This is a genomic window from Erythrobacter sp., assembly GCF_030066995.1.
GTDB lineage: Bacteria > Pseudomonadota > Alphaproteobacteria > Sphingomonadales > Sphingomonadaceae > Erythrobacter.
In genome coordinates this window covers 227,464-252,754 of record NZ_JASJAP010000005.1, presented here as the reverse complement: position 1 = coordinate 252,754, position 25,291 = coordinate 227,464, and the positions used below count along the sequence as shown (strand labels likewise).

Below are 25,291 nucleotides of genomic sequence, written 5' to 3'. Positions count from 1 at the left end.
CGCCAGCCTCCCTCTCGCTTAGCCGTTGTGCTTCTTGATCTCGTCGCCCCTGAGGGTGACGATATGGAGCAGGTTGGTCGAACCCGGCGTCCCGAACGGCACCCCCGCGAGCACGATCTGCTTTGATCCGGCGACGCCGAAGCCGTGGCGCAGGGCCATGCGTTTGCCCTTGGCGATCATCTCTTCAAAACTGCCGATATCCTTGGTTGCCACCGCGTGCGCGCCCCACAAGAGGCCCACCCGGCGCGCGGTCTGCATCGACGGGGTGAGCACCAGCATCGGCGTTGCCGGGCGTTCGCGCGCAACGCGGCGCGCGGTCGAGCCGCTCGATGTGAAGATCGTGATTGCGCTGATCGGAACCGTGTCGGCGATGGTCATGCAGGCGTGCGCCAGCGCGTCGGCGGTCGTCGCATCGGGCGGGGTGTCGGAAAAGCGCACGCGCGCCGTGTACTCCTCATCCCCCTCCACCTGGGCCGCGATGCTGTGCATGATTGCGACCGATTCCTCGGGCCATTCGCCCGCCGCGCTTTCGGCTGACAGCATCACCGCATCGGCCCCGTCATAGACCGCGTTGGCTACATCGGAGACTTCGGCGCGTGTGGGGCTGGGGCTTTCGATCATGCTCTCGAGCATTTGTGTGGCGACGATCACGGGTTTGCCCGCGTTGCGGCAGGCCGCGACGATCCGTTTTTGCAGGGGAGGGACATCGTAGAGTTCCAGTTCGACGCCCAGATCGCCGCGCGCGACCATGATCCCATCGGACAATTCGATGATTTCGGCCAAGCGCTTGACCGCTTGGGGCTTTTCGATCTTGGCGCACAGCGCAGGCCCCTGCGCCGGTTTCCCGGCCTGCGCGGCGGCGATCAACCGGCGCGCTTCGGCGAGGTCTTCTGGGCGCTGGACGAAGCTCAGCGCGATCCAGTCGGCGCCATGTTCCACCGCGAAGGCGAGATCCTTGCGGTCCTTGTCGGTCAGCGCGGGGATCGGCACTTCGGCGTCGGGCACGTTGACGCCCTTGCGGTCCGTAATTACGCCGCCCACTTCGGCGGAGCAGCGAATGCGGTTCTCGTCCGCCTCGCGCACCACCAGCCGGATCTTGCCGTCGTTGAGCACCAGCCGCTGGCCACGCTCCAGCAGTCCGAACAGCTCGGGATGGGGCAGGCAGACCCGGCTGTCATCGCCCGGCGAGGGGTCGCGGTCGAAATTGAAATGGCCACCGTGACGGATGACCGCCTTGCCGCCGACAAATTCGCCCACCCTCAGCTTTGGACCCTGAAGATCGGCGAGGATCGCGATGGGGCGTCCAAACTCCCTTTCCAGCGCGCGTATGGCCTTGATCGCCTTGGCGTGATCGGCGTGCTCGCCATGGCTCATATTGACGCGAAAGGCGTCCGCGCCCGCGCGAAACAGCCGACGCAGCATGTCCGGAGATCGGCTCGCCGGGCCAACGGTTGCAAGGATCTTGACCTTGCGCCCGCGCGGATCGATTTTGGCGGTGCGCCGCTCGCCCTTTGCCGATCGTCCTGAAACTGGTGTCTGCGTTTCCATGATCCCTCCCGCCGCTCGAACAGCTATGGCATAGCTGGTTTGCAAGACAACGATATTTCCAAAGGAGGTCCACGGGAAAATGCGACAGGAAACAGACGCGCTCGATACTCTCGACGACGCGGTGGCGGCGGCGGCCTTTCGCCGACTGGTGCGCCATCTGCGCCACCGTCACGACGCGCAGAATATCGATCTGATGGGGCTGGCGGGTTTTTGCCGCAATTGCCTGGCCGACTGGATCCGCGAGGCGGGCTATGAGGGCGACAAGGCCGCCGCGCGCGAGCTGATCCACGCCATGCCGCAGGACGAGTGGAAGGCCACCCGCCAAAGCCCGGCCACCGAGAAGCAGCTGGCGCGCATGGAAGCGAGCCTGAAGCTTAACGCCAGGAACGCGCGCGATTGACGCGGGCGACCCACAGGCTTTTCCACCGCGACCACTTTTGAAGCGGCGCGCGCACCCTTAGGGCCAAGGGCAACGCATTTTCCCGATTCGACTGGAGACACACGACAATGGCCGAAGCCACCGACGACCGCCTGCGCCTTCTCATCGAGCGTATCGAGCGCCTTGAGGAAGAGAAGAAGGGCATCGCCGACGACATTCGCGACGTTTACGCCGAGGCCAAGGCGGTGGGTTATGACACCAAGATCATGCGGCAACTCATCCGCCTGCGGAAGATGAAGCCCGATGACCGCAGCGAGCAGGAAACGATCCTGGAAACCTACAAGGCCGCGCTGGGGATGGGCTGACCGGCCCAGCGGGAACCGCGCCCTTGCCATTCTGGAGCGCTTATCTGGATCTTCTGAGACAGCCCGTCGGCTGGCTGGCCGCGATTGCGCTGGCGGTGGTCGGGATCCCCGTCGATATCGCCTTGCAGACCCGCTTGGCTGATGCGGATTACTGGACATACTACGTCGTGAACGAGGCGATCGGGATCGCTCTCTTCATCCCGTTCACGCTGTTCCTGATCCGCGCGATCATGCGTGGGCGGATTGTCATGGGTCGCCCGCGCTACGCTGTCTGGATCGGCCTGCTGGTGGGCCAATCCGTTGTCCGGACGCTGATGACGTGGGGCGGGTTGATAGTTGTATATCTTTTGGTGCCGGACCTGCTGCAATGGCTCGATCCGGCTTGGCACGATTATTTTGCTGCAAGCCTGATTATTCCGCTGCTCCTGGGCGTCTTCGTGTGGGAGACGGCGATTGTCCTTGGCCTTCGCAGGCCGACATTCGGACGCGCGCATCGGTTCGTATTTGTCGAGTGGCCCTCAATGGTGATGCTCTATCTGGCCATTTCCATGCTCGATTTCGCTTTTGTCTATGGTCTTGCTCAAATGGGTGCAGAATGGCCCAGACCCTGGCTGATCGTCGCCTTCAACATCCAGTATGGCTTCGTAAGCTGGGCCATTTCGCTGTTCGCGCTCGCTCTGCTTCTCACACTGCTTGATAGTGAGCGCCCGGTGACAGAGGTGTTCGAGTAAGGCTGGTTCCTTGCGACGCAAGTGAAGGTGTAATAGGGGCGCAATACACACAGATGAGGAGAACCCAATGCCCACCGAATGGAAAGACGCGCGCGGTGTTATCGTCACCACCACCCCCACGATCGAAGGCCGTCCGATCCAGGACTACGCCGGGATCGTGGTCGGCGAAGTGATCGTTGGCGCCAATCTGTTCCGCGATCTGTTTGCGAATATTCGCGATATCGTGGGTGGGCGCTCGGGTTCCTATGAGCGGATCCTCAAACAGGCGCGCGACGAGGCGATTGCGGAATTGCAGGCCGAAGCCGCCAGCCGGGGGTGCAACGCGGTCGTTGGCGTCGATCTCGATTACGAAGTGGTGGGGGACACCGGATCGATGCTGATGGTCAGCGCCAGCGGGACGGCGGTGAAGGTCTAGCCGGGGCTTACGCGGCTGGCGCGGTTTCGCCGAGGCCGCCCAGCACCGCGAGGCCAAACAGCACCGCGTTATGCACCGCGTGCAGGACAATGGCGGCCACCAGGCTGTAATGCACGCGCAGATAGCCCAGCATCGTTCCCAACAGGAATTGGGGCAGCACCAGGAGCAGCAAGATGGGGAGCGAGCCCTCGGTGTAGTTGGCAAGGTGGATGAGCGCGAAGGCGGCGGTGCTCAGCCAGAAAAACACCGGAAAGTGGTTTGCAAAGAACGCGGGCACGGGGCGCTTCAGCAGGAGGAAGGCGCCAAGTGGCGCGCCAATCAGCGCCGCCAACGCGCCTGCGAGGCCGAGCGCGAGAGCGATGCTGGAGCCCTCGGGATACAGCGCGCCGATAGTCAGCAGCGCAAAGCCAAGAACGACGCACGCGGTCGCCGCCATGACCCCCGGATGGCCCCTAAGCCAGCTTCGGAAGATCAGCTCTTCCCCGATCGGCGCGGCGAGCACGATCAGTGCGAGGGTCGCGAGGTCGGGCGTGAGCGCGTTGTTGACGTTGTCGGGCAGGGTGAAGCCGAACGCCTGCGCGGCGCTGAGCGTTGCGAAAAACAGCATCATCAGCGCCAGATCCAGAGCCAGAAGGCGGCCGATTGCGGGGTAGCTGCCGGTCTCGGTCCCCGCAGATGGCAATCGCGGGCGCTTTAGAAATCCCGCGTATCGCCGCCATTCTTCGCGCGCGCTTGCGGGCGCGGGCGGGGGTGCAAGATCGCCAAAGGCGCGCTCGATTTCGGGTTCTGTTAGAGGGCTTGTCGTCATATCGCTCAACGGGCTAATGCGGGGCTTTCCATGGCGCCCTTTTCACTCGCGCACCCTTACCATTTCGACAAGAAGAATTCCTCCAAGGAAAACCAATGGCTGGCCATTCCAAATTCAAGAACATCATGCACCGCAAGGGTGCGCAGGACAAGAAACGCTCCAACCTGTTTTCCAAGCTGAGCCGCGAGATCACGGTGGCGGCCAAGATGGGCATGCCCGATCCCGACATGAACCCGCGCCTGCGTCTGGCGGTCAACAACGCCAAGGCGCAGTCCATGCCCAAGGACAACATCCAGCGCGCGATCGACAAGGCGAGCGCGGGCGATGACGAGAGCTATGAAGAGGTGCGCTACGAAGGTTATGGCCCGGGCGGCAGCGCGATCATCGTCGAGGCGCTGACCGACAACCGCAACCGCACCGCCACCGCCGTGCGCACCGCGTTTTCCAAGAACGGTGGCAATCTGGGCACCGAAGGCTCGGTCGCGCACGGGTTCGAGCGGCTCGGCTACATCGAATACGGCGCGGAGGCGGGCGATGAGGAAGCCGTGCTCGAAGCCGCGCTCGAAGCGGGCGCGGAGGACATTTCCTCTTCCGAGGACGGCCACGAGATCTGGACCGCGGCCGAAGACCTGCACGGCGTCTCCTCGGCGCTCGAACAGGCGCTGGGCGAGGCGAAGGAAGTCAAGCTCGCCTGGAAGCCCAACCTCACCGTCGAGATGGACGAGAAAGGCGCGGGCACGCTGATGAAGCTGATCGACGCGCTGGAAGACGACGACGATGTGCAGACCGTTTGGGGCAATTACGAGATCCCCGACGATGTGATGGAAAAGCTCGACGCTTGAGCTGGCGCGAATGGGCCTTTGCGCTGAGTCTGGGCGCCGCGCTGCTGCTGGCGTTCCTGTGGCGCGTCGGCTGGCTGGTGGGGTTGTGAGTTTCCTATCCCTCCTATCTGGGAGGGGGGACCATGCGCAGCATGGTGGGTGGGCGGAACCCGCTCTGCCCCTCCACCACCCTACGGGCGGTCCCCCTCCCCGTTTCGGGGAGGAAGAGCTGTGACCCTCATTCTCGGCCTCGATCCCTCGCTGTCCTGCACCGGCTGGGGCCTTGTGCGCAGCGAGGGCTCGCGCCTGGCTCATGTCGCGAACGGCCAGCTGCCCACCGACGCGAAGGCCCCGATCGCCGAGCGGCTTGCCGCGCTTCAGGCGGGGATTGCCGACGTGATCGCCGCGCATGCGCCCGATCGCGCCGCGTGCGAGGAGATCTTCGTCAACAAGAACGCGCAATCCACGCTCAAGCTGGCGCAGGCGCGCGGCGCGGTGCTGGCGGCGTGCGGGGCGGCGGGTTTGGCGGTGAACGAGCACGCCGCGCGCAAGGTCAAGCAATCGGTCGTCGGCACGGGCGGAGCGGACAAGGTCCAGGTTGCCGCGATGGTCAAGGTGCTGTTACCGGGCGTTGCGATCGCTGGCACGGACGCCGCCGACGCGCTCGCCGTGGCTATCGCCGATGCACAGGTGTCCTACACCGCGACCGGGCGCTAGAAGAGGCCTTATGAAAGCTCCGGCCTCCCTTGTGCGATTGTCTTGCGAAGGCGCGATCCAAGCGCTGCGTTTTTCGCCTCAGGACAGTGTTCCATGTGTATCAAGCGTTCCGTGCATGCGACGAACCGAGTGTGAAGGAGAGCCCCAGTGACGCTGCAAGTCTATGGCATCCCCAATTGCGACACCGTGAAGAAGGCGCGCAAATGGCTCGATGCAAACGGCCTCGACTACGCCTTTCACGATTACAAGAAGGAAGGCGCGGAGGCTGAAAGGCTCGAAAGCTGGATCGCGGCCAAGGGCGTTGAAACCGTGCTCAACAAGCGCGGCACGACCTTTCGCAAGCTGTCCGATGAGCAAAAGGCACAGGCCGAGGATCGTCACGGCGCCGTCACCTTGCTCGTTCAGCAGCCCAGCATGATCAAGCGCCCGGTGGTTGAGCATGCGGGCGGTGTTCTCATAGGTTTCAAGGAAGACGAATGGTCAGCCGCGCTCTTGTAAGGCTTGTTCTGGGCACTCTGGCGATGGCTCTCCCCATGGCCGCGCAGGCTGAAACCGCCGACGAGGGTACGCGTGCGAGCCGCCCGCTGATCATCGCGCATCGCGGGGCGAGCGGCGAGCGGCCCGAACACACACTCGCCGCCTACGAGCTCGCGATCGATCAGGGTGCGGACTACATCGAACCCGATCTGGTCGTGACCAAAGACTTGCAGCTTGTCGCGCGCCACGAAAACGAGCTGTCCGGCACCACCGATGTCGCGAGCCGGGAAGAGTTCGAGGACCGTCGCCGAACCAAGATGATCGAAGGTCAGCGCGTCGCCGGGTGGTTCACCGAGGACTTCACGCTGGAAGAGCTGCGCACCCTGCGCGCCCGCGAGCGTGTGCCCGGATCGCGCCCGGCAAGCGCGCGGTATAACGGCCTCTATCCGATCCCGACCTTTGCCGAGATCGTCCAGCTTGTGCGCGCGAAGGAGGCGGAAACGGGTCGGGCCATCGGGCTCTACCCAGAGCTCAAGCACCCGACGCTGATGCTTGAGCAGGAAGGGATCGACATGGTCGATCTGCTGGCGATCGAGCTGGCGAAATTCGACCTCGATCGCGCGGATGCGGCGGTCTTTATCCAGATCTTCGAGGTCGGCCCGCTGCAGCGGCTCAACAAGCTGGTCGACACACCGCTGGTTCTGCTGATCTCATCGACGGGCGGCCCTTACGACGAACCGTCCATGCGCTGGACCGACATGCTGGCGCCGCTTGGTCTTGCCGAAATTGCGACCTACGCCGATGGCATCGGCCCGTGGCTTGGCCACGCGCTTGACCCGGCGACGATGGAGCCGACCGCGCTTGTTGCGAACGCGCACGCCGCCGGGCTCAAGGTTCATCCCTGGACGCTGCGTAAAGAGAACGGCTTCCTGCCCAGCGCACTGCGCAAGCCGGGCGGCGATGCCGAGGACGGCGACTATCGCAAGCTGTGGAGCGCGGCCCTTGCGACCGGCGCGGATGGCTTCTTCACGGATAACGTCAAGGAGCTGGTCGCGCTGGTTGAGAGCGAGGCGGACTAGGCTCAGGGCGCGTGGCGGGCGGAAAGGATGTAATTGATCGAGGTGTCCTCGGAGAGATGAAGCCCCTTGCCCGGACGAAAGGCGATGCCGCGCTGATCGATGCGTTCTAGGCCGACACCGGTGAGGAGCTCTTCGAACTCCTCGGGATTGATGAAATCGCGCCAGCGATGCGTGCCGCGCGGCACGTAGCCGATGGCCTCCGCCGCCCCGACAAGCAGCACACGGCTCGCGGCGGTGCGGTTGGGGGTCGACATGACCAAGAGCCCACCGGGAGCGAGACGCGCTGCAATATCGGCGATGAAGGCGCGCTTGTCCGCCACATGCTCGATGACTTCGACGCAGGTGACCAGATCGAAGGCGCCGATATCGAGCTTGCCCACTTCGCCCGCCATGTAGCGAATGTCGAGCCCGACCCCTTCGGCGTGCGCGGCGGCGACGCTGACGTTCTCGGCGCTCGCATCGACGCCGGTCACATCCGCGCCCAGACGCGCCAGCGGCTCGCACAAGAGCCCCGCGCCGCAGCCGATATCGAGCGCGGACTTGCCCGCCAGCGGCTTCGCATTGCCTGCCGATCCGGGCCAATGCGCATCGATCGCGTCGCGCAGGAATTCGAGCCGCACCGGGTTCACCTCGTGCAGACTCGCCATCTTGCCAGTGGGATTCCACCAGTCGCGCGCCAGCTTGGAGAAGAACGCGGCTTCCTCTGGCCTAATGGTCGTATTTGCGTTTCCCATGGCGGATCCTTAACAGCGCCTCTCAGCATAGACCAGCAACACGACGCACAGGAGCGCGGCGCTTTTGGCTACTGACAAGCCTCAACGTATCGTCATGAAGTTCGGCGGCACCTCGATGGCCGGGACCGAGCGCATTCGCCGCGTGGCGGGGCTGGTGCGCGCTCAGGCCGCTGGCAAGGGCGGGGCGCGCAACGAAGTGGCCGTGGTTGTGAGCGCGATGGCCGGAGAGACGGACCGGCTGATCAACTTCTGCCGCGAGGCGAACCCCTTGCACGATCCGGCGGAATACGACGTCGTGGTCGCCAGCGGAGAGCAGGTCACGAGCGGGCTGCTTGCGCTGACGCTCCAATCACTCGGTGAAAGGGCGCGCAGTTGGCTGGGCTGGCAGATCCCGGTGCGCACGGTCCAGTCTCACGCCAAAGCGCGCGTTGAGGCCATCGAAGCGCCGGAGATGCTCGAAACGCTCAAGCAAGGCGAGATTGCCGTCATTCCGGGGTTTCAGGGCGTCAGCCAGGACGGGCGCGTCACGACGATGGGGCGCGGGGGATCGGATACGTCGGCGGTGGCGGTTGCGGCGGCGATCGGCGCGGATCGCTGCGATATCTACACCGATGTCGACGGGGTCTACACAACCGATCCGCGCATCGTCGCAAAAGCACGCAAGCTCAAGGCTGTGACCTATGAGGAGATGCTGGAGCTCGCCAGCGTCGGGGCGAAGGTGCTCCAGACGCGCTCTGTAAGCCTCGCCATGAAGGCAGGAGTGCGGCTTCAGGTGCTCTCCAGCTTTGTCGAGGACAGCGCGAACGCGTCTGCGGATGATTTGCTCGGGACGCTCATCGTCTCCGAAGAAGAAATGGACCAAATGGTGGAGAAGGGGCTGATGGAACGCCAGCTTGTGACCGGGATCGCGCACGACAAGACCGAAGCGAAGGTGATCCTGACCCGTGTGCCCGACAAACCCGGCGCCGTGGCGCACATCTTCGAACCGCTTGCGGACGCCAGCATCAATGTCGACATGATCATCCAGAACGTGGGCCGCGACAAGGGCGAGACCGATGTGACCTTCACCGTCCCGCAGGCGGACCTAGCGCGCGCGCAGGCGCTGCTCGAAGACCGACGGGACCTCATCGGTTTCAACCGCATCATCACAGACAGCCAGATCGCCAAGATCAGCGTCGTCGGGGTCGGAATGAAGAGCCACGCCGGCGTTGCGAGCACCATGTTCCGCGCGCTCTCGGATCGCGGGATCAACATCCAGGCGATCTCGACCTCGGAGATCAAGGTGAGCGTGCTGATTGACGAAGACGAGACCGAGCTGGCGGTGCGCGTGCTGCACACGGCCTACGGTCTCGACGCGGTCGAGTGACGCACGTGCGGCGCGTTGCCCTCTGTGAGCCGCATTAGCGCAACGTCTGGTCCTTGTTAGGACTCTTTCCTAACCAGATCTTAACCCGTTGCGCTCGACGCATATCGCTCCACTCAGACGGAGAGATATGCAATGGCGCTGAAGGCCCACCTCGAGCACGATATCCAAAAAGACGGGCGCGAGGACGCGCGGCGCGATGAAAGACGCTCGCTCTTTCTTGAAACGAGCGGAAGCCTGCCGGGCGGCCTCGAGGCGAACGTGCTCATTCACAACATTTCGGCTTCGGGGCTGCTGATCGAAACCGACATGGCGTTAGCGGTCGATGAAAAGTTGATCCTTGACCTGCCCGAAGCGGAGGCCGTGCGCGCGACAGTCGTGTGGCAGAGCGGGTTCTTGTATGGTTGCGCTTTCGAGGAGGCTCTGGAACCCAACGCGATGGCTGCTGTTCAGCTGCGCGCCGATCCGGTTGCCGCGCCGTCTGGACCAGCGCTGGAGTCGCCGCCCGAGCCCCTGGGGGTCAAGCTCAACCGTTTGCGCCGGGAACGCGGATTGACACTGGCTCAGGTCGCGTCCGTTCTGGGGGTCAGCAAACCAACGGTCTGGGCGTGGGAAAAGGGCAAGGCCCGACCCTTGCCGGATCGTATCGAAGCGATCGCGCAGGTGCTTGGGGTCGAAGCGCAGGAATTGGAAGAGCGTTTGGGCGACGCGCAGCACTCCGCCCTGGTTCAGGAATGCCGCGTACGTATTGCCACGGCTTACGGAACGCACCCCTCGAAAGTTCGTATCATGATTGAAGTCTGATGGGGTCAGATAAGACGAACCGTGCAATTTATCCGACTGTATCAGTAAAATATGGTAAACGAACTTTGGTTGTGATTCGATTTTTAGTCAGTAAGACTTACGGAGCTTACAAGTAATCTGCCAGTGATTGGAATTCCAGGTCTCTCCTTCCGTCGCTACAGGTTGATTATTAGCATCGAGACTTACTTTCGAAGATTTGCAGCCGGAGTAGATGATACGGGCCGGGGGCTATTGAACTATGCACATGCGTATCAGTTTGGCGGAAGGAGCCGCCCTGCATGGCTTGCTGGAAGAGGCGACGGGTGACATCGTCGTTAAGGTTGATCCACATGGTTTCATCGAAACCGCGTCATCCAACATCATCGAGATCGGCTATGACCTTTCGCAACTGCTGCTCAAGCCGCATCTGGCCGATCTGGCCAAGCGCGAATACGCCGCTGAACTGAAGGCGCATCTGGAGGCCGTCCTTGCCGGGTCGCCCGAAGAGAATGCATCGGTCGAGTGGTTGGAGTTTCCGGTGGGGATCGCCGAGACTCCCTCTCACCTTGAAGCCAGGCCGCACCAGAAGGTCTGGTACGCCCTAAGCCTGAGGGCCATGAAGAATGAGGACGGCGCGGTGATCGGCGCTCTTGGGCTGCTGAGATCGGTCGAACGGCTAAGAGCTCTCGAAGGTGAAGTCTATTCGCGCGCGCGCATCGACCCCTTGACCGGGCTTGCCAACCGCCACGCGATTTGCGCTTCTTTGCGCAGGCAATTGGCGGCCGGGGAAGAGGGAGCGTTGGCGCTGTTCGAGATTGACCGCATGCGCGCCGTTTATCTTCAGTACGGCCAGCGAACCGCTGATGAAATCATCTGCGGGTTTGCCAAGTTTCTTGAAGCGGTGGTGCCGAAAGACTGCGAACTGGGGCAGTTCGACGGAGAAAGGTTCTGCGTCATCTTGCCAGGCCTCGCGCGCAAGGCCAGTCTGGACTGGGCGCAGGAAGCGCTGGAGACCTTCGCATCGCTGACCCTCACAACCACGGCCCGAAGCCCACGCCTATCGGCGAGCGCTGGATTGGCTGTGATTGAGACCAGCGTGGACTGGACGCTAAGGCAAGCCGAACTTGCGCTTGTTATGGCGCGGGCACGCGGCGGAATGCAGGTCGCCCAGAGCCAAGAGCCCAGCCTCACGCGCTCGCGCGTCGCGCTTTGACTTGAGAGGCTGCCCCGCTAGGGCCAATGGCCATGGCGCATATCTCGACAATCCTTCTGCTGGGCTCTGGCGAACTCGGGCGCGAATTCACCATCTCGGCAAAGCGTTTGGGCGCGCGGGTTATTGCGTGCGATGCCTACGCCAATGCCCCGGCCATGCAGCTCGCCGATGCGTGCGAGGTCTTCTCGATGCTCGATGGCGAAGCCTTGCGATCAGCGGTCTTGCGCCATCGGCCAGACCTCATCGTGCCCGAAGTCGAAGCGATCCGGACTGAGGTTCTGGCCGAACTTGAAGCGGAAGGCTTCACGGTCGTACCGTCAGCGCGCGCGGCGCAGCTCACCATGAACCGCGACGCCATCCGTGACCTTGCCGCCGGAAAGCTTGGTCTTGCGACCTCGCCCTACCGTTACGCCACCAGCCTCGCCGAAGCGCAAGCCGCCGCCGAGTTCACCGGGTTTCCCTGTATCCTCAAACCGGTCATGTCCTCGTCGGGCAAGGGTCAGAGCAAGGTCGAGGACCCAGGGGAATTGGAGGAGGCCTGGGAATACGCGGTGGCCAATATGCGCGGCGACCGTGCGCGTGTGATTGTCGAGGGCTTTATCGACTTCGACTATGAAATCACGCTGCTGACTGTGCGACACGCTGGCGGTCTCACCTTTTGCCCACCGATCGGGCACCGCCAGGAGCGCGGTGACTATCGGGAAAGTTGGCAGCCCGCTGCGATGTCGGACGCTGCGCTGAGCGAAGCCCAGGCGATGGCAGCGCGCGTCGTCGGCGCCTTGCAGGGCGATGGGCGTGGCTGGGGTCTCTATGGCGTTGAGTTCTTCGTGCGCAGCGGAGCGAATGGCGAAGAGGTGATATTCTCCGAACTTTCGCCACGCCCGCACGACACCGGTATGGTTACGCTCGCCTCGCAGGACCTGTCCGAGTTTGACCTCCACGCGCGCGCGGTCCTTGGGCTGCCAGTGCCCGAGGCGATCGGCGCGAAACCCGGCGCATCGGCCGTCATTCTGGCCGATCGGAACAGCGGGGTCTTCGCCTATGAGGGGCTGGCTGACGCGCTTGGTCTGGACGCTCGGGTCGATGTGCGACTTTTTGGAAAACCTACCACCCGGCCCCATCGCCGCATGGGTGTTGCGCTTTGCGTTGCAGATGACGTGGACATCGCGCGGGATCTCGCTCGCCGCGCGGCTGCGAGGATACGCATCCGATACTAAGCCTGCGCCGCCGCTCGAAAAGGGCGGCTTAGTCTCTTCTCAACCCCCGCCAGTCGCGGTTATGGTGGCGATATGACACCCGACAATCCGCCGGATGAGACCGCTCTCTCCCCGAAATCACGCGACGCGGCGGCCGAGAAGCTGTTCAGCTGGGTCGAGAAGTTCCTGCTTCTTATCACAACAATGATGACGCTGGCGGCTGTCGCCGTCGAGGTCGCCAGCGTGATCGAGCGCGGGACAATCGAACTCGCCGACCTGCTGCTGATGTTCCTGTACACCGAAGTTATCGGCATGATCGCGGTCTATTACACCGGGAAGGGATCGTTCTTCGCCTTCCCGATCTTCATTGCGATAACCGCGATTGCCCGGCTGATCGTGCTTCAGGGCAAGGACATGGCGCCCGAGAATGTGTTGTTCGATTCCGGGGCCATCCTGCTTCTGGCGTTGGCTGCGGTTGTTATCAGCCGTTTCCGGTCGGAATAGCCAACCGTCCAGCGCAGCCTTCCTGGGTCACACCGTGATCGACGTTCCGCGATAGATCTTCGAGCGATAGCGCGAATCCTGGGCGTCGGGTAGCGGCGCTCCTACCAGCAAGACCCCGCGCACAAAGCGGCGAAGCTCTTCTTCGTGCTCTTCCTGATTGCGCGGTTCCTCGCTTCTGACCCGGCGCGTCAGGTTGATCTGGTTGACCGGCACATCGTGCACCAGCCGCTCGTTCTCGACTGCGAGGGTGGCGGTAAAGGCGTGCAGGCTTGTCTTCACGAAATTGGCGAGCGCAAATCCAGGACCATCGCTACCATAAGGAACGTCTGGCGAGACAAGGACAAGCTGGCATTGGTCATAGAGCGAGGCCTTGCGCGCCACGCGATAATGGCGGGTGACCTGGTCTTCCACCATCTGCGCAAAGTCCTGTGTCGCGAGCACCGCGCCCTCGTCAAACAGGCGTTCTGGCAAAGGCTCTGGCGGCATCGAGACGACCGTGGTGGGCCTGCCCCATTGCGCGAGCGCCTCGTCCATCGCTTCCTCGATCCCATCACCGGCGACAAGCACATGGAGCGCGTCATTCGTGATCGATTTGGGCAAGAGGTCGCGCACCGCCTTTTCACGGGCCCGATTGCCGGTAATCAGGACGACATGGGCAACCGCGCAGTCTTCGATCATCGCGCGGATAGTCTCGGCGACATAGTCTGCCAGGTGACCGCCGAGAACCCAGACGGTCTTGCCCTTCATCTTGTCGAGCCGTTCCTGCTTAGGGCTGCCGAACAGTTCGCGCTCGGTGTTCGAGCGTTCGACGCGCAGGCCTCCTGAAGGCATGAAGGTCTCACCGCTGACGGCTCGATCGGCGAGGAAGAAGACAGTCGCCTGCGCCACGTCGGCTTCGGTGGGCATCGCTCCGAGATGGAGATGCGAGATCACGCCTTTGCCAACGCCGTCCGCGACCTTCTCAACTTGGGCGGCGGGCAGGAACGGGCTGCCCTCGGGCGGGACGAGTTGGAGCCAGGTGCCGCTATCAGAATCCTCAAACTGCAATCATTCGTTTGATCCCATAAGAAACCCGCCTCGAAGAAGGCGAACAAGCAGACGCCGCGCCATGCCGTCGGTCAGCAGATACTGGTCCCAGGTGCACAGGCCGTCCCCGGCGCTGGCAAACTCGAGAGCAAGCTTTCGCAGCGTCTCAGGCGCCTCTGCGTCGTGGGAGAGCGTGCTGGTGCTGTTGCGGGAAAGCCGGGTCAGGATTCTGCTCGCGTCCGCCCCCTCGCGGATCGCGTCGATCACCGCGGCGTAGACAGCGTTGAGGCGCTTGTTCTCGAGAATCACCTTGGCGCGCCGCAGAAACAACCCCGGCTTGCCGCCCGTGCCCGAAAGCCTGTCTCCATCGACCGGTCCCGGCGCGATTGCGTTGCATTGCACTTCAGGACCGAGGAAGGGTGAAAAGCTCTCGGGCATGGCCCGCTGTCCGGCCTTCGAAAGGCCGTAATCGGCGCGATTGGGATAGGCCACCGCGAGAAATTTCTCGCCGCCGAAATAGGACGAGACGTTTAGGACATATCCCGAGCCCTGTTCCTTCATCAGCGGTACGACACGGCTCATAAGGTGGTAGTTGGAGATAAGGTTCGCATCGAGCGTGAAACGCCAGGCGTCGGGCTCCATGTCGATAACCATATCTTCCGCGCCCGCGACGCCCGCGTTGTTGATCAGGTAGTCGATCCGTCCGAATTCCTCGAGCGTTGCGTCGATCGCGCGGTCGAGCGATGCGCTGTTCGCGGAACAGGATGCGCGTGGCGTGGCCAGCGGCGAACTGCGTGTTCTCGCTTTCCGTATTGGTCGAGCGGATGATCTGATTGCTCCAGACCGCGTGATGCGTTTCGCAATTCTTCGCCTGGACGCGCTCTTCATCACGCCACACACGGATGAGCTGCGTAAGACCCGCCGATAAAAGACCTGAGAACGAATTGCCGCGCGCATCGGCCGGATTGGACATGAACACGCAGCGTGGCGCGGATTGTAGACCTTCATGCCCCCTCCAGTACCGCGCTAGGCTGCGCGCCACCGCGATGGAGCCGACAAGCTCCATGTCAATGAACTTCGAAACCGTATCATCGCTCGCTCCGAGCAACGGACCACAAAAGTAACCGGCAGGCTTTAGCGGCATCACAATCGCGCCGGTGATTGCGCCGCCAGCCTCCTCTGCAAAGGTGGTCAGCTCCTCTTCCATCGATGCTGGTTCGTTGCGGTTGAAGCGGGCGACGGTCAGCTCTTCGCCGAAATTCTGCGCGCCAAGCCTCGCGTTCGCCTGGGCGAGATCGGCGGAGCGAGCCAGACCCAGGCGAACCCGCGAACCCGAACGGACCAGAATTTTGGCGGATTCGAGCGCGTCGTCCCATTCCTCGCCCGCGGCGATAAATACGTTGAGCCCCGCGCCATCGAGCGACCGCATCGAGGGCCGCGTCAAGTAGGTCGAACTGGAATGGCGATTGACGTCAAGGCCATGGCTTACGTCGACCTCTTCGCCAGTGATACCTGAGGCTTCATCGCTCGCCAGGAATAGACACGTCGCTGCGATATCCCTGGGGACGGGCAGAGGCTTTCCATCCGTCTTGCCGTTGTTCATCGCGCGGTAGCGCTCGACCAGTTTCTCGCCTTCACGCTCCCACTCGATCGCGGCTTGCGGATCATCCGGCACGCACGTGAAGCAACCCGCCAACTCGGGATCCTTGCGATTGATCGCGCCAACCGCGCCTTGCGATTTGACGAAGTCAGCGCGGTCTTCGCTCGACACGAGTCCCGTCGCCGACAGGCCCGTTCGCACTGAAGATTTCAGAGCGTCGAGCCCCGTACCAGTGGCCGAGCCTTCGACGAAAATCGTCTTGCCGGGGCTGATTTGCAGCGTGGTGAACAGGCAGCGCGCGACCGTGCCCAGGTTGAGTGTGTAGGCTCCGGCCTGTTCCAGCGTCAGGTCAGCCGGCGGCTTGTGCAGCTGCGGGCCTTGCACTGTCAGAAATTGCGCGTGACTGCCTGTCTTGGTCTCGTATCCCTGGATCGAGAAACCGGCGTACATCGGATCATCGCCCGCCGCAGGCGAGAGCAGGTCGCTGGTGCCCGAATAGACCGAGACCAGATCGCCGATCTGGAGGCGCCCCTGTTCTTTCAGCGCGCTCCCAAGGCCAACGACAAGCGCGAGACCACCTGAACCCGTGATCCGCACATCCTCATCATGCGCATCGAAGGGCGAGACCGGAATGCCGGTCAGGGCCCAGATATCGTTGAAGTTCACCTCCGAGGTGAGAAAATGGATGAGCGCTTCGTTGGCGCTCGGGACGGGAATCTTGACGAAGAGTTCGCGTTCATGGGTCGCGGGCGGACCAAAGCGCGGCGCGCCTGTGACCGGGTCGCGCGCGATACCAAAGGCGATCTGATTGGGCGGTATGGGGGTCACACCGGGATAGAACGGCGCACCAACGGGCAGCAGATCGCCCGCATCGATCATTGCCTGCTTGCGGGTCTCATGTCCAGCGTCGATCCACACTCCGTCACGGCGCACCGGCAAGGGTGGGCTCTGCTTGTCCATGAATTGCTGGATGCCGGTCTTGCCGCCTTTGGGGTCGACAATGGCTTGCGCGAAGTTCTCCGCCTCGCGGGCGAGGCCCGCGGCCATGCCCTCGTTCCAACCGGTTCGTATGGCGTCGAGCGCTCGCTCGCCCGCCTTGTCTCGCCCAGCCCATTCAAGCTGTCTAAGAATCCGCTGGAGAAAAGCGTCGTTCAAAACCGCATCGAGATCGATAGCGGCGGGGTTACGCCAGCTTTCGGTCTGCGAACGGCGTTCGGTGAAGGCCTTGCCGAGCGCGCTGGCTGCAGGATCGGCGGCGTAGGCGCGAACCATGGCGTGCGCGAGCGAAAGAGCGTCCTGCGACCCGCTCGCCAGATCATCGACCGCTCCAATGGCAAGCGCTTGCTCCGCATCGATCGATCGCCCACCCAAGATGAGGTCGAGCGCATCGCGCAGGCCCGTTTCGCCCTTCCGGCTGGCGAGCAGGCGCGCAAGGCGCTGTGTGCCGCCATAGCCGGGCAAAAGCTTCAGATTGATTTCAGGCTGGCCAAAGCGCGCCCGCGGCTCGGCGATCCGGTAGTGGCAGGCGAGCGCGAATTCCATCCCGCCGCCCAGAGCCACGCCCTGAATGGCCGCGATGCAGGGCTTGCCCATAGCCTCGATCGTGTTGAACGCAAGCTGCGCGTTGTCGGGCAGAGCCTTGGCTTCTTTGGCGGAATTCACCTCTTCGAGCATCTGCCGAATGTCCGCGCCTGCAACAAAGCTCGCTGTACCCGCGCCGGTAAAGACCACGGCGATGACATCGTCTTTGCGGGCCAGGTGCTCGGCAACGATCACAAGCTCATCGAGCGCGCGTTCGTTAAGAGCGTTGACCGGCGGGTTTTTCACCGTAACCGTCGCCACCCGTTTGCCGCCGCCAAGCGCATTGTACTGAGTAGTGAAGAAGCGATACCGTTCGAAGAGCGCCTGATTGTCCGCAAGGTTCTGACGCGCTCGCCACGCATCAATCGAGCGCTCAAGCTCCTCAAGACTCTCCGGATTGCGCAGCGTTGAGATGTCGCCGACATCTCCACCTTCGACCACCGCGCGCACCATTCGCTGCATATACTTGCCTGAGCGCGTCTTGGGGAATTGCGAAAGCTCAATGAAGTCCGACGGGACCGCGACAGCGCCTTTCTCGGTCCGAACGAGGCCGGCGAGGCGTCGCTGGTCATCCTGTGTGAGCCGTCGGCCTTCAACCGGGGTCACGAACGCAATCGGGGTCACACCCTTCTGGCTGTGCGGCGCGCCGGTAACGATCACATTGCCAACTGGCGAAGCCGGGTCGAGCGCCTTGTCGCGCAGGATCGCGCCTTCGATCTCCTCGGTCCCGATCCGGTGGCCCGAGACGTTGATGACATCGTCCGATCGCCCGTGGAGTGAGAACGAGCCGTCGGAATGACGCACTCCGAAATCGCCTTGCGTATACGCCCATGTTCCGCGCCAGCGTTTCCAGTACGTGTCGGCGTAGCGCTGTGTGTCTCCGCGCCAAGGCGAGATCAGGCGCGCCATCGGCCCAGAGGTTTCGACCGCGAACGTGTCGGCGTTGCCCCAGATTGTGCGGGTCGAATACGGATAGGGCCGGGCGATTACTATCTCGCCTTTCTCCCCGTCAGCCGCGCGTCTCCTTGGCACGCCGCCGTCGGTATCCGGTCGGACTTTTCCCGGCGCCACCGCGTTGGGAAGCGCATCGGCATCTTCGACCCACACATCCCCGGCAATCCAGGGAAGGGGGAAAGTGCGTGCGTTTGCCTCCAGCGCGAAATCCGGATTGCCCTGGAAGTGCGTCCAGACGATGCCGCCGTGTTCGGTCGCCCAGTAGGAATTGATGTAGCGAGGGGTCACATGCTCCATCGCGAAGGCCTGAACAACCGGGGACACCGGCTCGGCGCAGAAGGTGGCGACCTTGAGCGAGGACAAATCGTAGCCTTCTATGTCTTTCAGGTTCTCCGGGTTCTGCATGACCGATTTCAGGAAAGTTGCGCCCGCCTTGAAAATGGTCACACCGTACCGTTCGATGATCGACGCGAACCGACCAGCGTGCGGGAAGACCGGGGAGCCCTCGGTCACGACGGTTGTAACCCGCGTCAGCAGCGCGGCGGCGATCAGGTAGCTTTGTCCGGTAATCCAGCCCGGATCGGCCACGACGTACAGGACATCGCCGGGCTCGGCGCCGAAAGCTGCCGACATGGTCGCGGCAACGCCGCTTGCATACCCGCCGTGAACATGGACGACCCCCTTGGGCTTTCCGGTCGAGCCGGACGTGTAGATGATGAAATTCGGGCATTCGGCGTCAACGGCGATGGGCTTGGAAGCGGCCCAGATAGCTCTGACAAATTCCTGGTCTGGAAGGGCCAACAGCGAGGCTTCGTCCGTCACGGCAAGTCCCGCATCGCGCGCGGCGGACAAGAGCGATTCGCTCGCCGCGTCGGTAAGGTCGTGGCTCCAATGGTCGCGCTGCGAGTTCCATGGCAGATCGGGCTGGGCCGTATGCTTGACCACTATGACCGCTTCCACGCGCGCAGGTGAATCAACGAGCGCGCCCGCGATCGCTATTCGAAGCTGGGCCGCCTGGCGCGCCGACATGGGTTCGGCTTCGGTCTCTCCCTCGGCAAGGCTGGCGAGTGCGGAGCCGACACCGCGCATCACGTCGGATCGCTCGACCGTTACCTCGCCAGCGAGCAGGTCGACGACTGTGGCCTTGATGAGTTCGCGCTGTTTCTGCGTGAGGTTGAGCTCGCTCGCTCCCAGCGCTGTCTCAAGCAGTTCGATGGCCACGGAAACGGCGATAAAGTTATCGAGCGCCGGATCTGTGTAGCTCGGCTTGAAGGGCACCATCTGCGCGTTGCGGTAAGACCCGTCGGCCGTCACGACGATTTTCGCGCCAGCGTCGGCGATGCGATCAGAGAGCGTCTTGTCGCCGAATCCGCCGAACACGGGCGTGTAAACAACACCGAGCCGATTTGCCCCTTCGGTCCAGAAGATTTGCTCGGGAATGCTCGGCATGTTGAGCGCTATCCGATCACCGGGCTTCGCGCCAAGGGCCTGGAGCGCGAGCGCGCATTTGGCGCTTTCAAGCATCAGCTTTCGGCGGGAGACGACCTCGCTATCGACCGGGCCACCACGCCCGTCCTCGCTGGCCATGTTCCAGCGGTCGCCTTCGTAGATCAGGGCCGCTTCGTTGCCATGGCCGGCAAGCACATGCCGGTTCACTTCATTGAAAGCCACATTGGTCAGGCCCCCTTCGAACCATTTCCAGTCGGGCGGCGTGTCATCGTTGAACGCGCGATCCCACGGATCGAAGCTCTCCGGCAAATCGAGGCAAAGCGGAAGAGCGGTGTGCGCATCCCAGCCCGACCAGCTTCCGGCATCATCGTCAAGGAAGGCCCATGCACCGTTGTCGCCAACGGTCGGGATAAACCAGCAGATCTGTCGCTTGGCTATGTCGCCATGATAGCGCCCGGGGTCATTGACGCAGGCCGACTGGATAGCCTCGAAAGTGGATCGGCTGTCTATGGTAGGGGCGGATCGCCCAATAGTTTTGGCTTTCGCGAACGAAATTAGCGCCTACCCCGTTATTGGTATTTTATTCTTGCCCTGTGTAATGCCAGAGCTTGCCGAAAATTCCGGCAAGGGGCTTGGCGCCGATCGGAAGTGGACTTCAATATCGACGGCACTCTTGCAGCGGTCGCATAAATGAGTGCATCCCGAGCGCTTGCCCGGCGCTGCGGTTTCGCGCATGGCTTTGAATGATATCGCAGTTCAACGATGTGTCAGGGACGCCCCATTATGACCACGCCACCATCCCCCCTTGCTGACCGGCTCGTCGTGGTTTTCGGGGGCAGCGGCTATATTGGCAACTACGTCGCGCAAAGCCTGCTCAGTCGCGGCGCACGGTTGCGTATCGCCAGCCGCCATCCTGAGCGCAGCCACTCGCTGAAGCCGCTTGCCAATCTGGGCCAGCTGCAATTTGCGCGCTGTGATATCCTCAATCAGGACAGCGTCGAGGCCGCGCTCCGGGGCGCCGACTATGTCGTTAACCTAGTGGGCGCCTTTGAAGGCGATCTTGAGAAGCTGATGGGCGAAGCGCCGGGAGCTATGGCCCGCATCGCGAAAGCCCAGGGGGCTCAGGCGTTCGTCCATGTCAGCGCCATAGGGCCGGACGCCTCATCGAGCGCAGCCTACGCTCGGGGAAAGGCCAAGGGCGAGGAGAACGTCCTCGAAGCGTTTCCGGAAGCGACCATCCTTCGGCCATCAATCGTGTTCGGCAAGGATGACAACTTTCTAAACATGTTTGGCCAGATGATCGAAATGGCCCCCGTGCTGCCGGTCTTCGGACCGGATGCAAAGCTTCAGCTTGTCTACGCCGACGATGTCGCGGAGGCGGTGGCGGTCGCGCTTGAGAATCCAGCTGAGCATGCCGGCCATATCCACGAGCTCGGTGGCCCTGAGCAGCTCACGATGATGGAAATCAACGAACGCATAGCGACCGCTCAGGGACGACAGCGTCGCTTCATCGCCATGCCGGATGGGATATCCGCTTTCTTTGCGGCGCTGCCTTTGACACCGATGAGCAAGGATCAGTGGACCCTTCTCAAGCCCGGAAGCATCGTGTCGGGGGAGCATCGCACTTTTGCCGAGTTGGGGATCGAACCGAAACCCTTGGGGTTGTTCCTCGACAAGTGGATGACACGTTACCGGCGCTTTGGCCGTTTCGGCCTAAGCACTCAGCGAAACAAGGAGCGCGAGGCGCGCGGATTGCCGCCCGTACCGACGGGCGAAGGCGCTGAGCTGACGGTCCCGCGCGATCCGTAAACTAGGCCAAAGCGCTGGAATACAGCGCGAGCAAGTCGGCGTAGGCTTTCTCTGCGGCCGGCTCTGCGTAGGCGGGGCTGTCAGGTACAGTCCAACCGTGGTCGCCTGCGTAGACCTCGACCATGGCAGAGCGTCCGGCGTCTTTCGCAGCGGCGGCGAAGACGGTCTTGTCTTCGGGCGCAGCCGCGTCATCGTCCCGAGCAACGGCGATGAGGAATTGCGCGGTTGCATCGCCAAGCACCTTGTGCGGGCTCTTTTCGTAGTCTTCGCGCACTAACCCGCCTCCGTGGAAGCTCGCGGCTGCCTTGATACGGCTCGGCACGGCGGCCGCGCTCCAGACGGTGAACGGGCCGCCCATGCAGTATCCCTGTGTCCCGACGCCTTTATCTGTGTCCACTGAAGGCTGCTGATCAAGCCAAGCGACCGCGCTGGCCGCGTCGCGTCCGATCGAAGCCGCATCGAGTTTGGCGCGCCATGGGCGGACCCTTGCGAAACCATCGTCAGAGATGAACGCGGCAAAGTCGGCAAACTGTTCCCCGGTCACATCGCGATAATATGGGTTCAAGACCAGAACCGCGTAGCCTTCCCCAGCAAGGCGCCGGGCCATATTTCGCTTGGCTTCGCGAACCGAGGCGATGTCCGGCCAAAACACGACCGCGGGGTGTTTGCCCTCAGCGGGGTGGACAAAGAAGGCATCCATCGTGCCGTCGGCGGTCTCGAAAGTTACGCCTGTTTCGGAGAGACCCGAGCTTGAGGGCGCGGCGCTGGTTTCGCCATTCGCGGCTTCCGGCGCGCAGGCTGCGACGGCAGCCGCTCCTGTGAGCGCGGCAAACTGCCGGCGCGAAACAGCGTCACGCGCCCATTGCTTAAGCTTTGCTTCGTCACACATCGTTTGCCTCTCGCATTTGCAGAACTATCCACGTCATAGTCGCCTCGGCGGCGAGTGGCCAGAGGCCATCATTCCATGTGATGGGGCCACCGCTTACGGCCATTCGGTCGCTCAATCTCGATAGGGGCGTTGCAGGAACGGGCATGGCGCTCGCTCGGTGCCGGTCGAACGCGCCCTTGGTAGCAGGCTCCCTAGCAACCTCTTCCCGCTGCAAGCAGAGCGCCGCCGCGTCCTTGCTCCCGGCGCTCCACGCGCCGGCTTGCCTCTCTCAGTCGCTGACAATCGAACCGGGCACCCGAGGCAGACGCGCGCTCAGTGATATCGACAAGCGCTTCCGGAGGGAAGATCAGCGGCGCCCTGCCAAGAAAGACGCGATGCCACCGGTCAGCGCCCGCGACGATTTGTGCGAAGACCTGTCGTGCTTCGTCGCTTTCTGGCCCAAAGACTCTCTCAGCCAGTTCCTGCATCTCAGTTCGCTCGCCACCGCCGCGAACGAAAAGCGCGGCGAAGCGCCTAGCGGCCTCGGGCTGATCTCGTGCCGCGAGGGCCAGCTCCAGCATCGTGCTCTGAGAGGGCCGATCCCGCCAGCCCCTTCGCGCGGCAAGCTGTATCGAGTAACTGCTCTCTTCCAGTTGGCCCGCCTGCAGTTGGGCAAGGCTGAGAAGGCGCAAATGCTCCGCCGGCATTGGGCGGCGCGCCACAAGGGTTCTCGCGTGCTCAACCGCTTTAGCACGATCGTTGTCGCGCAAGGCATCGACCAGAATATGGCGTTGCGAAAAGGCTCGCGCTGGCTTCGGCACAAACTCGGCGAGACCCGGTTCATAGCGCGACTGCCGATCGATTTGTATCGCTGCCGTGCCGACACCGATGAAGATCCAAAACGCGATCCAGCAGGCTCTTGCAATCATCGCCCTTCCTCCAAGACGGGCGAATTCGAAGATACGGCGTTGCGCATCAGGAGCAGGACAGCGAAAGCGGCGAGAGCGAGCATGGTCTGATTGCGCAAGGGATAATCGGTCGCCGATTGCAGAGCGATGATCAGGCAAATCGCGGACCCGCTCCACGCGCTCCAGCGGCGCGGCACTGCGCGCGCGCACCATGAGAACCAAACCACGAGGATGAGCCAAGCTGCGATCAGCGCAAGGCCGGGGAGGCCAGCTTCAATTGCAACTTCGATATAATCGTTGTGCGCCCGACCGGCCCTGCGCTGGGTCATGTTCTCAAGCGATTCATCGACCTGGAACACTTCATCAAACGTTCCCATCCCCGACCCCACCGGCCAGTATCGCGAACTGACGAACAAGGCGTCATCCCAAATGTATGTGCGAGCGTCTCCGACCCGTTCGAACCGCTCCAGCGTATCGTCAAGGCGACCGGGCGAGGCCAGCAAAAGCGACCCTCCCAATAAGATCGCCAAACCGAGAGCGCCCAAGGTAAAGATCGCGCCGTTCGATCCGTCAGACCTTGTCTTTCCCAGCTTGAGGCGTGTGAGTACAAGCTTCACGCCTACAAGAAGAACCGGAATGGCGGTGAGAACGAGCGCGGTGCGGGAGCGCGTCAGAACGATCGCCACTATCAGCAGGAGACATACCGAAAGGCGCGCTACACCGAATATGGGGTGCGGTTTGGGTGGAGGAAGCAGACTGGCGAGGGCCAGGCATCCGACAAGGAAGAGTCCGGCGGAATTGCGATTGGCAAAAGTCCCGAAGAGCACGCCCTGCATGGGCGTTTCCGGATAGAATGAGGCCAGCGCGTTGACGCTGAAAGCCTGGCTGAGGCCAATCAACGCGTTGGCGATGCCCAAGAGGACAAAGAGCCAGCCCAGGGTGTGCAGTTGGTCGCGCCTGACAGCCCAACCCACGCTCAGGATCGTCAACGGCACGATCAGGCCGCTGAGCGCGACAAGGGTTCTCGCGCTGTCGAGGCTGATCGGAGCCCATCCGTTGGCACCAACGGCCTCGCGGGCGCTGGCTGCGAGCGTTCGGCCTGGTATTCTGGTCCAGACCGCTTCGGGCAGAGGAAGCACGTGCAGCAAGGGGAGGGCAACACTTGCCAGCGCTAGGAACACCAATGCGCGAGGCGCTTGCGACCAGAAGTCAAAGAACGCCTTGCGAAAGCATGCCAAAAGGCCGAGCGCCGTGATCTGCACCAGCAGATTTGCCAGTCCATAGCGAACGCCGCCTCCTCCAAACGCAACCGCAATCGCAACAAGAAGAGCAAGACCCCAAAGGTATCGCTGCGACCGGGCGCTGTGTCGAGTGCGAGGTTGTGTCGTTTGGCTCTTGGGTTCGGCTCGCCTCGCCATTGATTTTCCCAAGGAGCTGCCTGTTGGCGATCGTTCGATGCTCACTGGTTGTCTTCTCGATCAGCCATAGTCTCACTGCAGACAAAAAAGCGCTCGACCCTTGGGGTGAGCGCTATTCGCAAAGCAGTCAAACTGCTCTTAGGTCGCAACCGGGCTCAGTTGGCGCCGGGAGACTGGTTGGGATCTGGATCGGGATCACCGACAGACTGATCATCATCCCCATCGTCGATGATGATGAAGATACCGGCCGCAGCCGCTGCGCCCAAGATCGCGACCAGGACACCGGGTGCGACCAACTTCTCGCCTTTCGCATCGCGGCCTTTTCCAGGTTTCGAAGCGCTCGAGGTGTATGTCGGGCTCGTGTCGCTCGCGCGCGTGTTGGCTGTCGCCGCAACCGGGGCGATCGCCAGACTGACAGCGCTCGCTGCCATAAGAAGTCGCGTTGCGTGGCTCATCAATACAACCTTTCCGGTTTCCTTGGTGCGCTAAGGATTAGTTCAACGCTTGTCATAAAGCAAATGCGATCTACGAAAAAAGGGTAAACC

The 25,291-nt window shown here is 62.7% G+C and carries 23 protein-coding genes and 1 pseudogene; 14 read left to right on the top strand and 10 right to left on the bottom strand.

The window, feature by feature from the left end:
• Positions 1 to 18 precede the first annotated feature (18 nt).
• Complete coding sequence (pyk, locus tag QNI87_RS12860) at positions 19 to 1,548, bottom strand: pyruvate kinase (RefSeq protein ID WP_300597116.1); 1,530 nt, start codon at positions 1,546 to 1,548, stop codon at positions 19 to 21.
• 79 nt (positions 1,549 to 1,627) lie between these two features.
• On the opposite strand from pyk, the gene QNI87_RS12855 reads away from it, so the two are divergent.
• The 4 genes from QNI87_RS12855 (at position 1,628) to QNI87_RS12840 (ending at position 3,438) form a co-directional block, all read left to right on the top strand.
• The gene (locus tag QNI87_RS12855) at positions 1,628 to 1,948 is read left to right on the top strand and encodes a DUF1244 domain-containing protein (RefSeq protein WP_300597114.1); all 321 of its coding nucleotides are present in this window, start codon (positions 1,628 to 1,630) and stop codon (positions 1,946 to 1,948) included.
• A 107-nt stretch (positions 1,949 to 2,055) separates the two neighbouring features.
• Positions 2,056 to 2,292: a DUF2312 domain-containing protein gene (locus QNI87_RS12850; protein ID WP_300597112.1), complete on the top strand. Its 237-nt coding sequence runs from the start codon at positions 2,056 to 2,058 to the stop codon at positions 2,290 to 2,292.
• 23 nt (positions 2,293 to 2,315) lie between these two features.
• The gene (locus QNI87_RS12845) at positions 2,316 to 3,023 is read left to right on the top strand and encodes a hypothetical protein (protein WP_300597110.1); all 708 of its coding nucleotides are present in this window, start codon (positions 2,316 to 2,318) and stop codon (positions 3,021 to 3,023) included.
• Positions 3,024 to 3,090: 67 nt separating this feature from the next.
• Complete coding sequence (locus tag QNI87_RS12840; RefSeq protein WP_300597108.1) at positions 3,091 to 3,438, top strand: heavy metal-binding domain-containing protein; 348 nt, start codon at positions 3,091 to 3,093, stop codon at positions 3,436 to 3,438.
• A 7-nt stretch (positions 3,439 to 3,445) separates the two neighbouring features.
• Here the strand turns inward: QNI87_RS12840 and QNI87_RS12835 are convergent, their stop codons facing one another.
• Positions 3,446 to 4,246 (bottom strand): CPBP family glutamic-type intramembrane protease, encoded by an 801-nt coding sequence (locus QNI87_RS12835; protein WP_300597106.1) that lies wholly within the window; start codon positions 4,244 to 4,246, stop codon positions 3,446 to 3,448.
• A gap of 95 nt (positions 4,247 to 4,341) precedes the next feature.
• Between QNI87_RS12835 and QNI87_RS12830 the strand changes: the two genes are divergently transcribed.
• From QNI87_RS12830 to QNI87_RS12815, 4 genes are all read left to right on the top strand, one after another.
• The gene (locus QNI87_RS12830) at positions 4,342 to 5,088 is read left to right on the top strand and encodes a YebC/PmpR family DNA-binding transcriptional regulator (RefSeq protein ID WP_300597104.1); all 747 of its coding nucleotides are present in this window, start codon (positions 4,342 to 4,344) and stop codon (positions 5,086 to 5,088) included.
• Between the two features lie 210 nt (positions 5,089 to 5,298).
• The gene (ruvC, locus tag QNI87_RS12825) at positions 5,299 to 5,784 is read left to right on the top strand and encodes a crossover junction endodeoxyribonuclease RuvC (protein ID WP_300597102.1); all 486 of its coding nucleotides are present in this window, start codon (positions 5,299 to 5,301) and stop codon (positions 5,782 to 5,784) included.
• A 147-nt stretch (positions 5,785 to 5,931) separates the two neighbouring features.
• The gene (locus tag QNI87_RS12820; protein WP_300597100.1) at positions 5,932 to 6,282 is read left to right on the top strand and encodes an ArsC family reductase; all 351 of its coding nucleotides are present in this window, start codon (positions 5,932 to 5,934) and stop codon (positions 6,280 to 6,282) included.
• Positions 6,261 to 7,340, top strand: coding sequence for a glycerophosphodiester phosphodiesterase (locus QNI87_RS12815; protein WP_300597098.1), 1,080 nt, complete (start codon positions 6,261 to 6,263; stop codon positions 7,338 to 7,340). The genes QNI87_RS12820 and QNI87_RS12815 overlap by 22 nt, the downstream gene beginning before the upstream one ends.
• Positions 7,341 to 7,342: 2 nt before the next feature.
• Here QNI87_RS12815 and ubiG read toward each other — a convergent pair whose 3' ends face one another.
• On the bottom strand, positions 7,343 to 8,074 hold the full coding sequence (ubiG, locus tag QNI87_RS12810; RefSeq protein ID WP_300597096.1) for a bifunctional 2-polyprenyl-6-hydroxyphenol methylase/3-demethylubiquinol 3-O-methyltransferase UbiG: 732 nt from the start codon (positions 8,072 to 8,074) through the stop codon (positions 7,343 to 7,345).
• Positions 8,075 to 8,168: 94 nt separating this feature from the next.
• Between ubiG and QNI87_RS12805 the strand changes: the two genes are divergently transcribed.
• The 5 genes from QNI87_RS12805 (at position 8,169) to QNI87_RS12785 (ending at position 13,133) form a co-directional block, all read left to right on the top strand.
• Positions 8,169 to 9,440: an aspartate kinase gene (locus tag QNI87_RS12805; RefSeq protein WP_300597532.1), complete on the top strand. Its 1,272-nt coding sequence runs from the start codon at positions 8,169 to 8,171 to the stop codon at positions 9,438 to 9,440.
• A gap of 132 nt (positions 9,441 to 9,572) precedes the next feature.
• Positions 9,573 to 10,241, top strand: coding sequence for a helix-turn-helix domain-containing protein (locus QNI87_RS12800; protein ID WP_300597094.1), 669 nt, complete (start codon positions 9,573 to 9,575; stop codon positions 10,239 to 10,241).
• A 244-nt stretch (positions 10,242 to 10,485) separates the two neighbouring features.
• The gene (locus QNI87_RS12795) at positions 10,486 to 11,433 is read left to right on the top strand and encodes a sensor domain-containing diguanylate cyclase (RefSeq protein ID WP_300597092.1); all 948 of its coding nucleotides are present in this window, start codon (positions 10,486 to 10,488) and stop codon (positions 11,431 to 11,433) included.
• Between the two features lie 32 nt (positions 11,434 to 11,465).
• Entirely contained in the window at positions 11,466 to 12,650 is a 1,185-nt protein-coding gene (gene purT, locus QNI87_RS12790) for a formate-dependent phosphoribosylglycinamide formyltransferase (RefSeq protein ID WP_300597090.1), read from the top strand.
• Between the two features lie 72 nt (positions 12,651 to 12,722).
• Entirely contained in the window at positions 12,723 to 13,133 is a 411-nt protein-coding gene (locus tag QNI87_RS12785; RefSeq protein ID WP_300597088.1) for a phosphate-starvation-inducible PsiE family protein, read from the top strand.
• Positions 13,134 to 13,160: 27 nt separating this feature from the next.
• Here the strand turns inward: QNI87_RS12785 and QNI87_RS12780 are convergent, their stop codons facing one another.
• From QNI87_RS12780 to QNI87_RS12770, 3 genes and pseudogenes are all read right to left on the bottom strand, one after another.
• On the bottom strand, positions 13,161 to 14,180 hold the full coding sequence (locus QNI87_RS12780; RefSeq protein WP_300597086.1) for a hypothetical protein: 1,020 nt from the start codon (positions 14,178 to 14,180) through the stop codon (positions 13,161 to 13,163).
• Positions 14,181 to 15,047: an SDR family oxidoreductase gene (locus QNI87_RS12775; protein ID WP_300597084.1), complete on the bottom strand. Its 867-nt coding sequence runs from the start codon at positions 15,045 to 15,047 to the stop codon at positions 14,181 to 14,183.
• Positions 15,048 to 16,836: 1,789 nt separating this feature from the next.
• Positions 16,837 to 19,881: pseudogene (locus QNI87_RS12770) on the bottom strand (AMP-binding protein); the annotation flags it as partial.
• 645 nt (positions 19,882 to 20,526) lie between these two features.
• Here QNI87_RS12770 and QNI87_RS12765 point away from each other — a divergent pair.
• On the top strand, positions 20,527 to 21,552 hold the full coding sequence (locus QNI87_RS12765) for a complex I NDUFA9 subunit family protein (RefSeq protein WP_300597082.1): 1,026 nt from the start codon (positions 20,527 to 20,529) through the stop codon (positions 21,550 to 21,552).
• A gap of 1 nt (position 21,553) precedes the next feature.
• On the opposite strand, the gene QNI87_RS12760 is transcribed toward QNI87_RS12765, so the two are convergent.
• From QNI87_RS12760 to QNI87_RS12745, 4 genes are all read right to left on the bottom strand, one after another.
• Positions 21,554 to 22,441: a dienelactone hydrolase family protein gene (locus QNI87_RS12760; RefSeq protein WP_300597080.1), complete on the bottom strand. Its 888-nt coding sequence runs from the start codon at positions 22,439 to 22,441 to the stop codon at positions 21,554 to 21,556.
• A gap of 191 nt (positions 22,442 to 22,632) precedes the next feature.
• A complete protein-coding gene (locus tag QNI87_RS12755; RefSeq protein WP_300597078.1) occupies positions 22,633 to 23,349 on the bottom strand; it encodes a hypothetical protein in 717 nt (238 codons plus the stop codon).
• A complete protein-coding gene (locus QNI87_RS12750; RefSeq protein WP_300597076.1) occupies positions 23,346 to 24,590 on the bottom strand; it encodes an O-antigen ligase family protein in 1,245 nt (414 codons plus the stop codon). Before QNI87_RS12750 ends, QNI87_RS12755 begins: the two co-directional genes overlap by 4 nt.
• A 311-nt stretch (positions 24,591 to 24,901) precedes the next feature.
• Positions 24,902 to 25,201: a hypothetical protein gene (locus QNI87_RS12745; protein WP_300597073.1), complete on the bottom strand. Its 300-nt coding sequence runs from the start codon at positions 25,199 to 25,201 to the stop codon at positions 24,902 to 24,904.
• Positions 25,202 to 25,291 lie beyond the last annotated feature (90 nt).

What these genes read in the sequence shown, in the direction of transcription:
- pyk (WP_300597116.1), bottom strand. Translation starts at nt 1,548, where the DNA reads ATGGAAACGCAGACACCAGTTTCAGGACGATCGGCAAAGGGCGAGCGG.
- QNI87_RS12855 (WP_300597114.1), top strand. Translation starts at nt 1,628, where the DNA reads ATGCGACAGGAAACAGACGCGCTCGATACTCTCGACGACGCGGTGGCG.
- QNI87_RS12850 (WP_300597112.1), top strand. Translation starts at nt 2,056, where the DNA reads ATGGCCGAAGCCACCGACGACCGCCTGCGCCTTCTCATCGAGCGTATC.
- QNI87_RS12840 (WP_300597108.1), top strand. Translation starts at nt 3,091, where the DNA reads ATGCCCACCGAATGGAAAGACGCGCGCGGTGTTATCGTCACCACCACC.
- QNI87_RS12835 (WP_300597106.1), bottom strand. Translation starts at nt 4,246, where the DNA reads ATGACGACAAGCCCTCTAACAGAACCCGAAATCGAGCGCGCCTTTGGC.
- QNI87_RS12830 (WP_300597104.1), top strand. Translation starts at nt 4,342, where the DNA reads ATGGCTGGCCATTCCAAATTCAAGAACATCATGCACCGCAAGGGTGCG.
- QNI87_RS12815 (WP_300597098.1), top strand. Translation starts at nt 6,261, where the DNA reads ATGGTCAGCCGCGCTCTTGTAAGGCTTGTTCTGGGCACTCTGGCGATG.
- ubiG (WP_300597096.1), bottom strand. Translation starts at nt 8,074, where the DNA reads ATGGGAAACGCAAATACGACCATTAGGCCAGAGGAAGCCGCGTTCTTC.
- QNI87_RS12805 (WP_300597532.1), top strand. Translation starts at nt 8,169, where the DNA reads ATGAAGTTCGGCGGCACCTCGATGGCCGGGACCGAGCGCATTCGCCGC.
- QNI87_RS12800 (WP_300597094.1), top strand. Translation starts at nt 9,573, where the DNA reads ATGGCGCTGAAGGCCCACCTCGAGCACGATATCCAAAAAGACGGGCGC.
- QNI87_RS12795 (WP_300597092.1), top strand. Translation starts at nt 10,486, where the DNA reads ATGCGTATCAGTTTGGCGGAAGGAGCCGCCCTGCATGGCTTGCTGGAA.
- purT (WP_300597090.1), top strand. Translation starts at nt 11,466, where the DNA reads ATGGCGCATATCTCGACAATCCTTCTGCTGGGCTCTGGCGAACTCGGG.
- QNI87_RS12785 (WP_300597088.1), top strand. Translation starts at nt 12,723, where the DNA reads ATGACACCCGACAATCCGCCGGATGAGACCGCTCTCTCCCCGAAATCA.
- QNI87_RS12775 (WP_300597084.1), bottom strand. Translation starts at nt 15,047, where the DNA reads ATGAAGAGCGCGTCCAGGCGAAGAATTGCGAAACGCATCACGCGGTCT.
- QNI87_RS12765 (WP_300597082.1), top strand. Translation starts at nt 20,527, where the DNA reads ATGACCACGCCACCATCCCCCCTTGCTGACCGGCTCGTCGTGGTTTTC.
- QNI87_RS12760 (WP_300597080.1), bottom strand. Translation starts at nt 22,441, where the DNA reads ATGTGTGACGAAGCAAAGCTTAAGCAATGGGCGCGTGACGCTGTTTCG.
- QNI87_RS12755 (WP_300597078.1), bottom strand. Translation starts at nt 23,349, where the DNA reads ATGATTGCAAGAGCCTGCTGGATCGCGTTTTGGATCTTCATCGGTGTC.
- QNI87_RS12745 (WP_300597073.1), bottom strand. Translation starts at nt 25,201, where the DNA reads ATGAGCCACGCAACGCGACTTCTTATGGCAGCGAGCGCTGTCAGTCTG.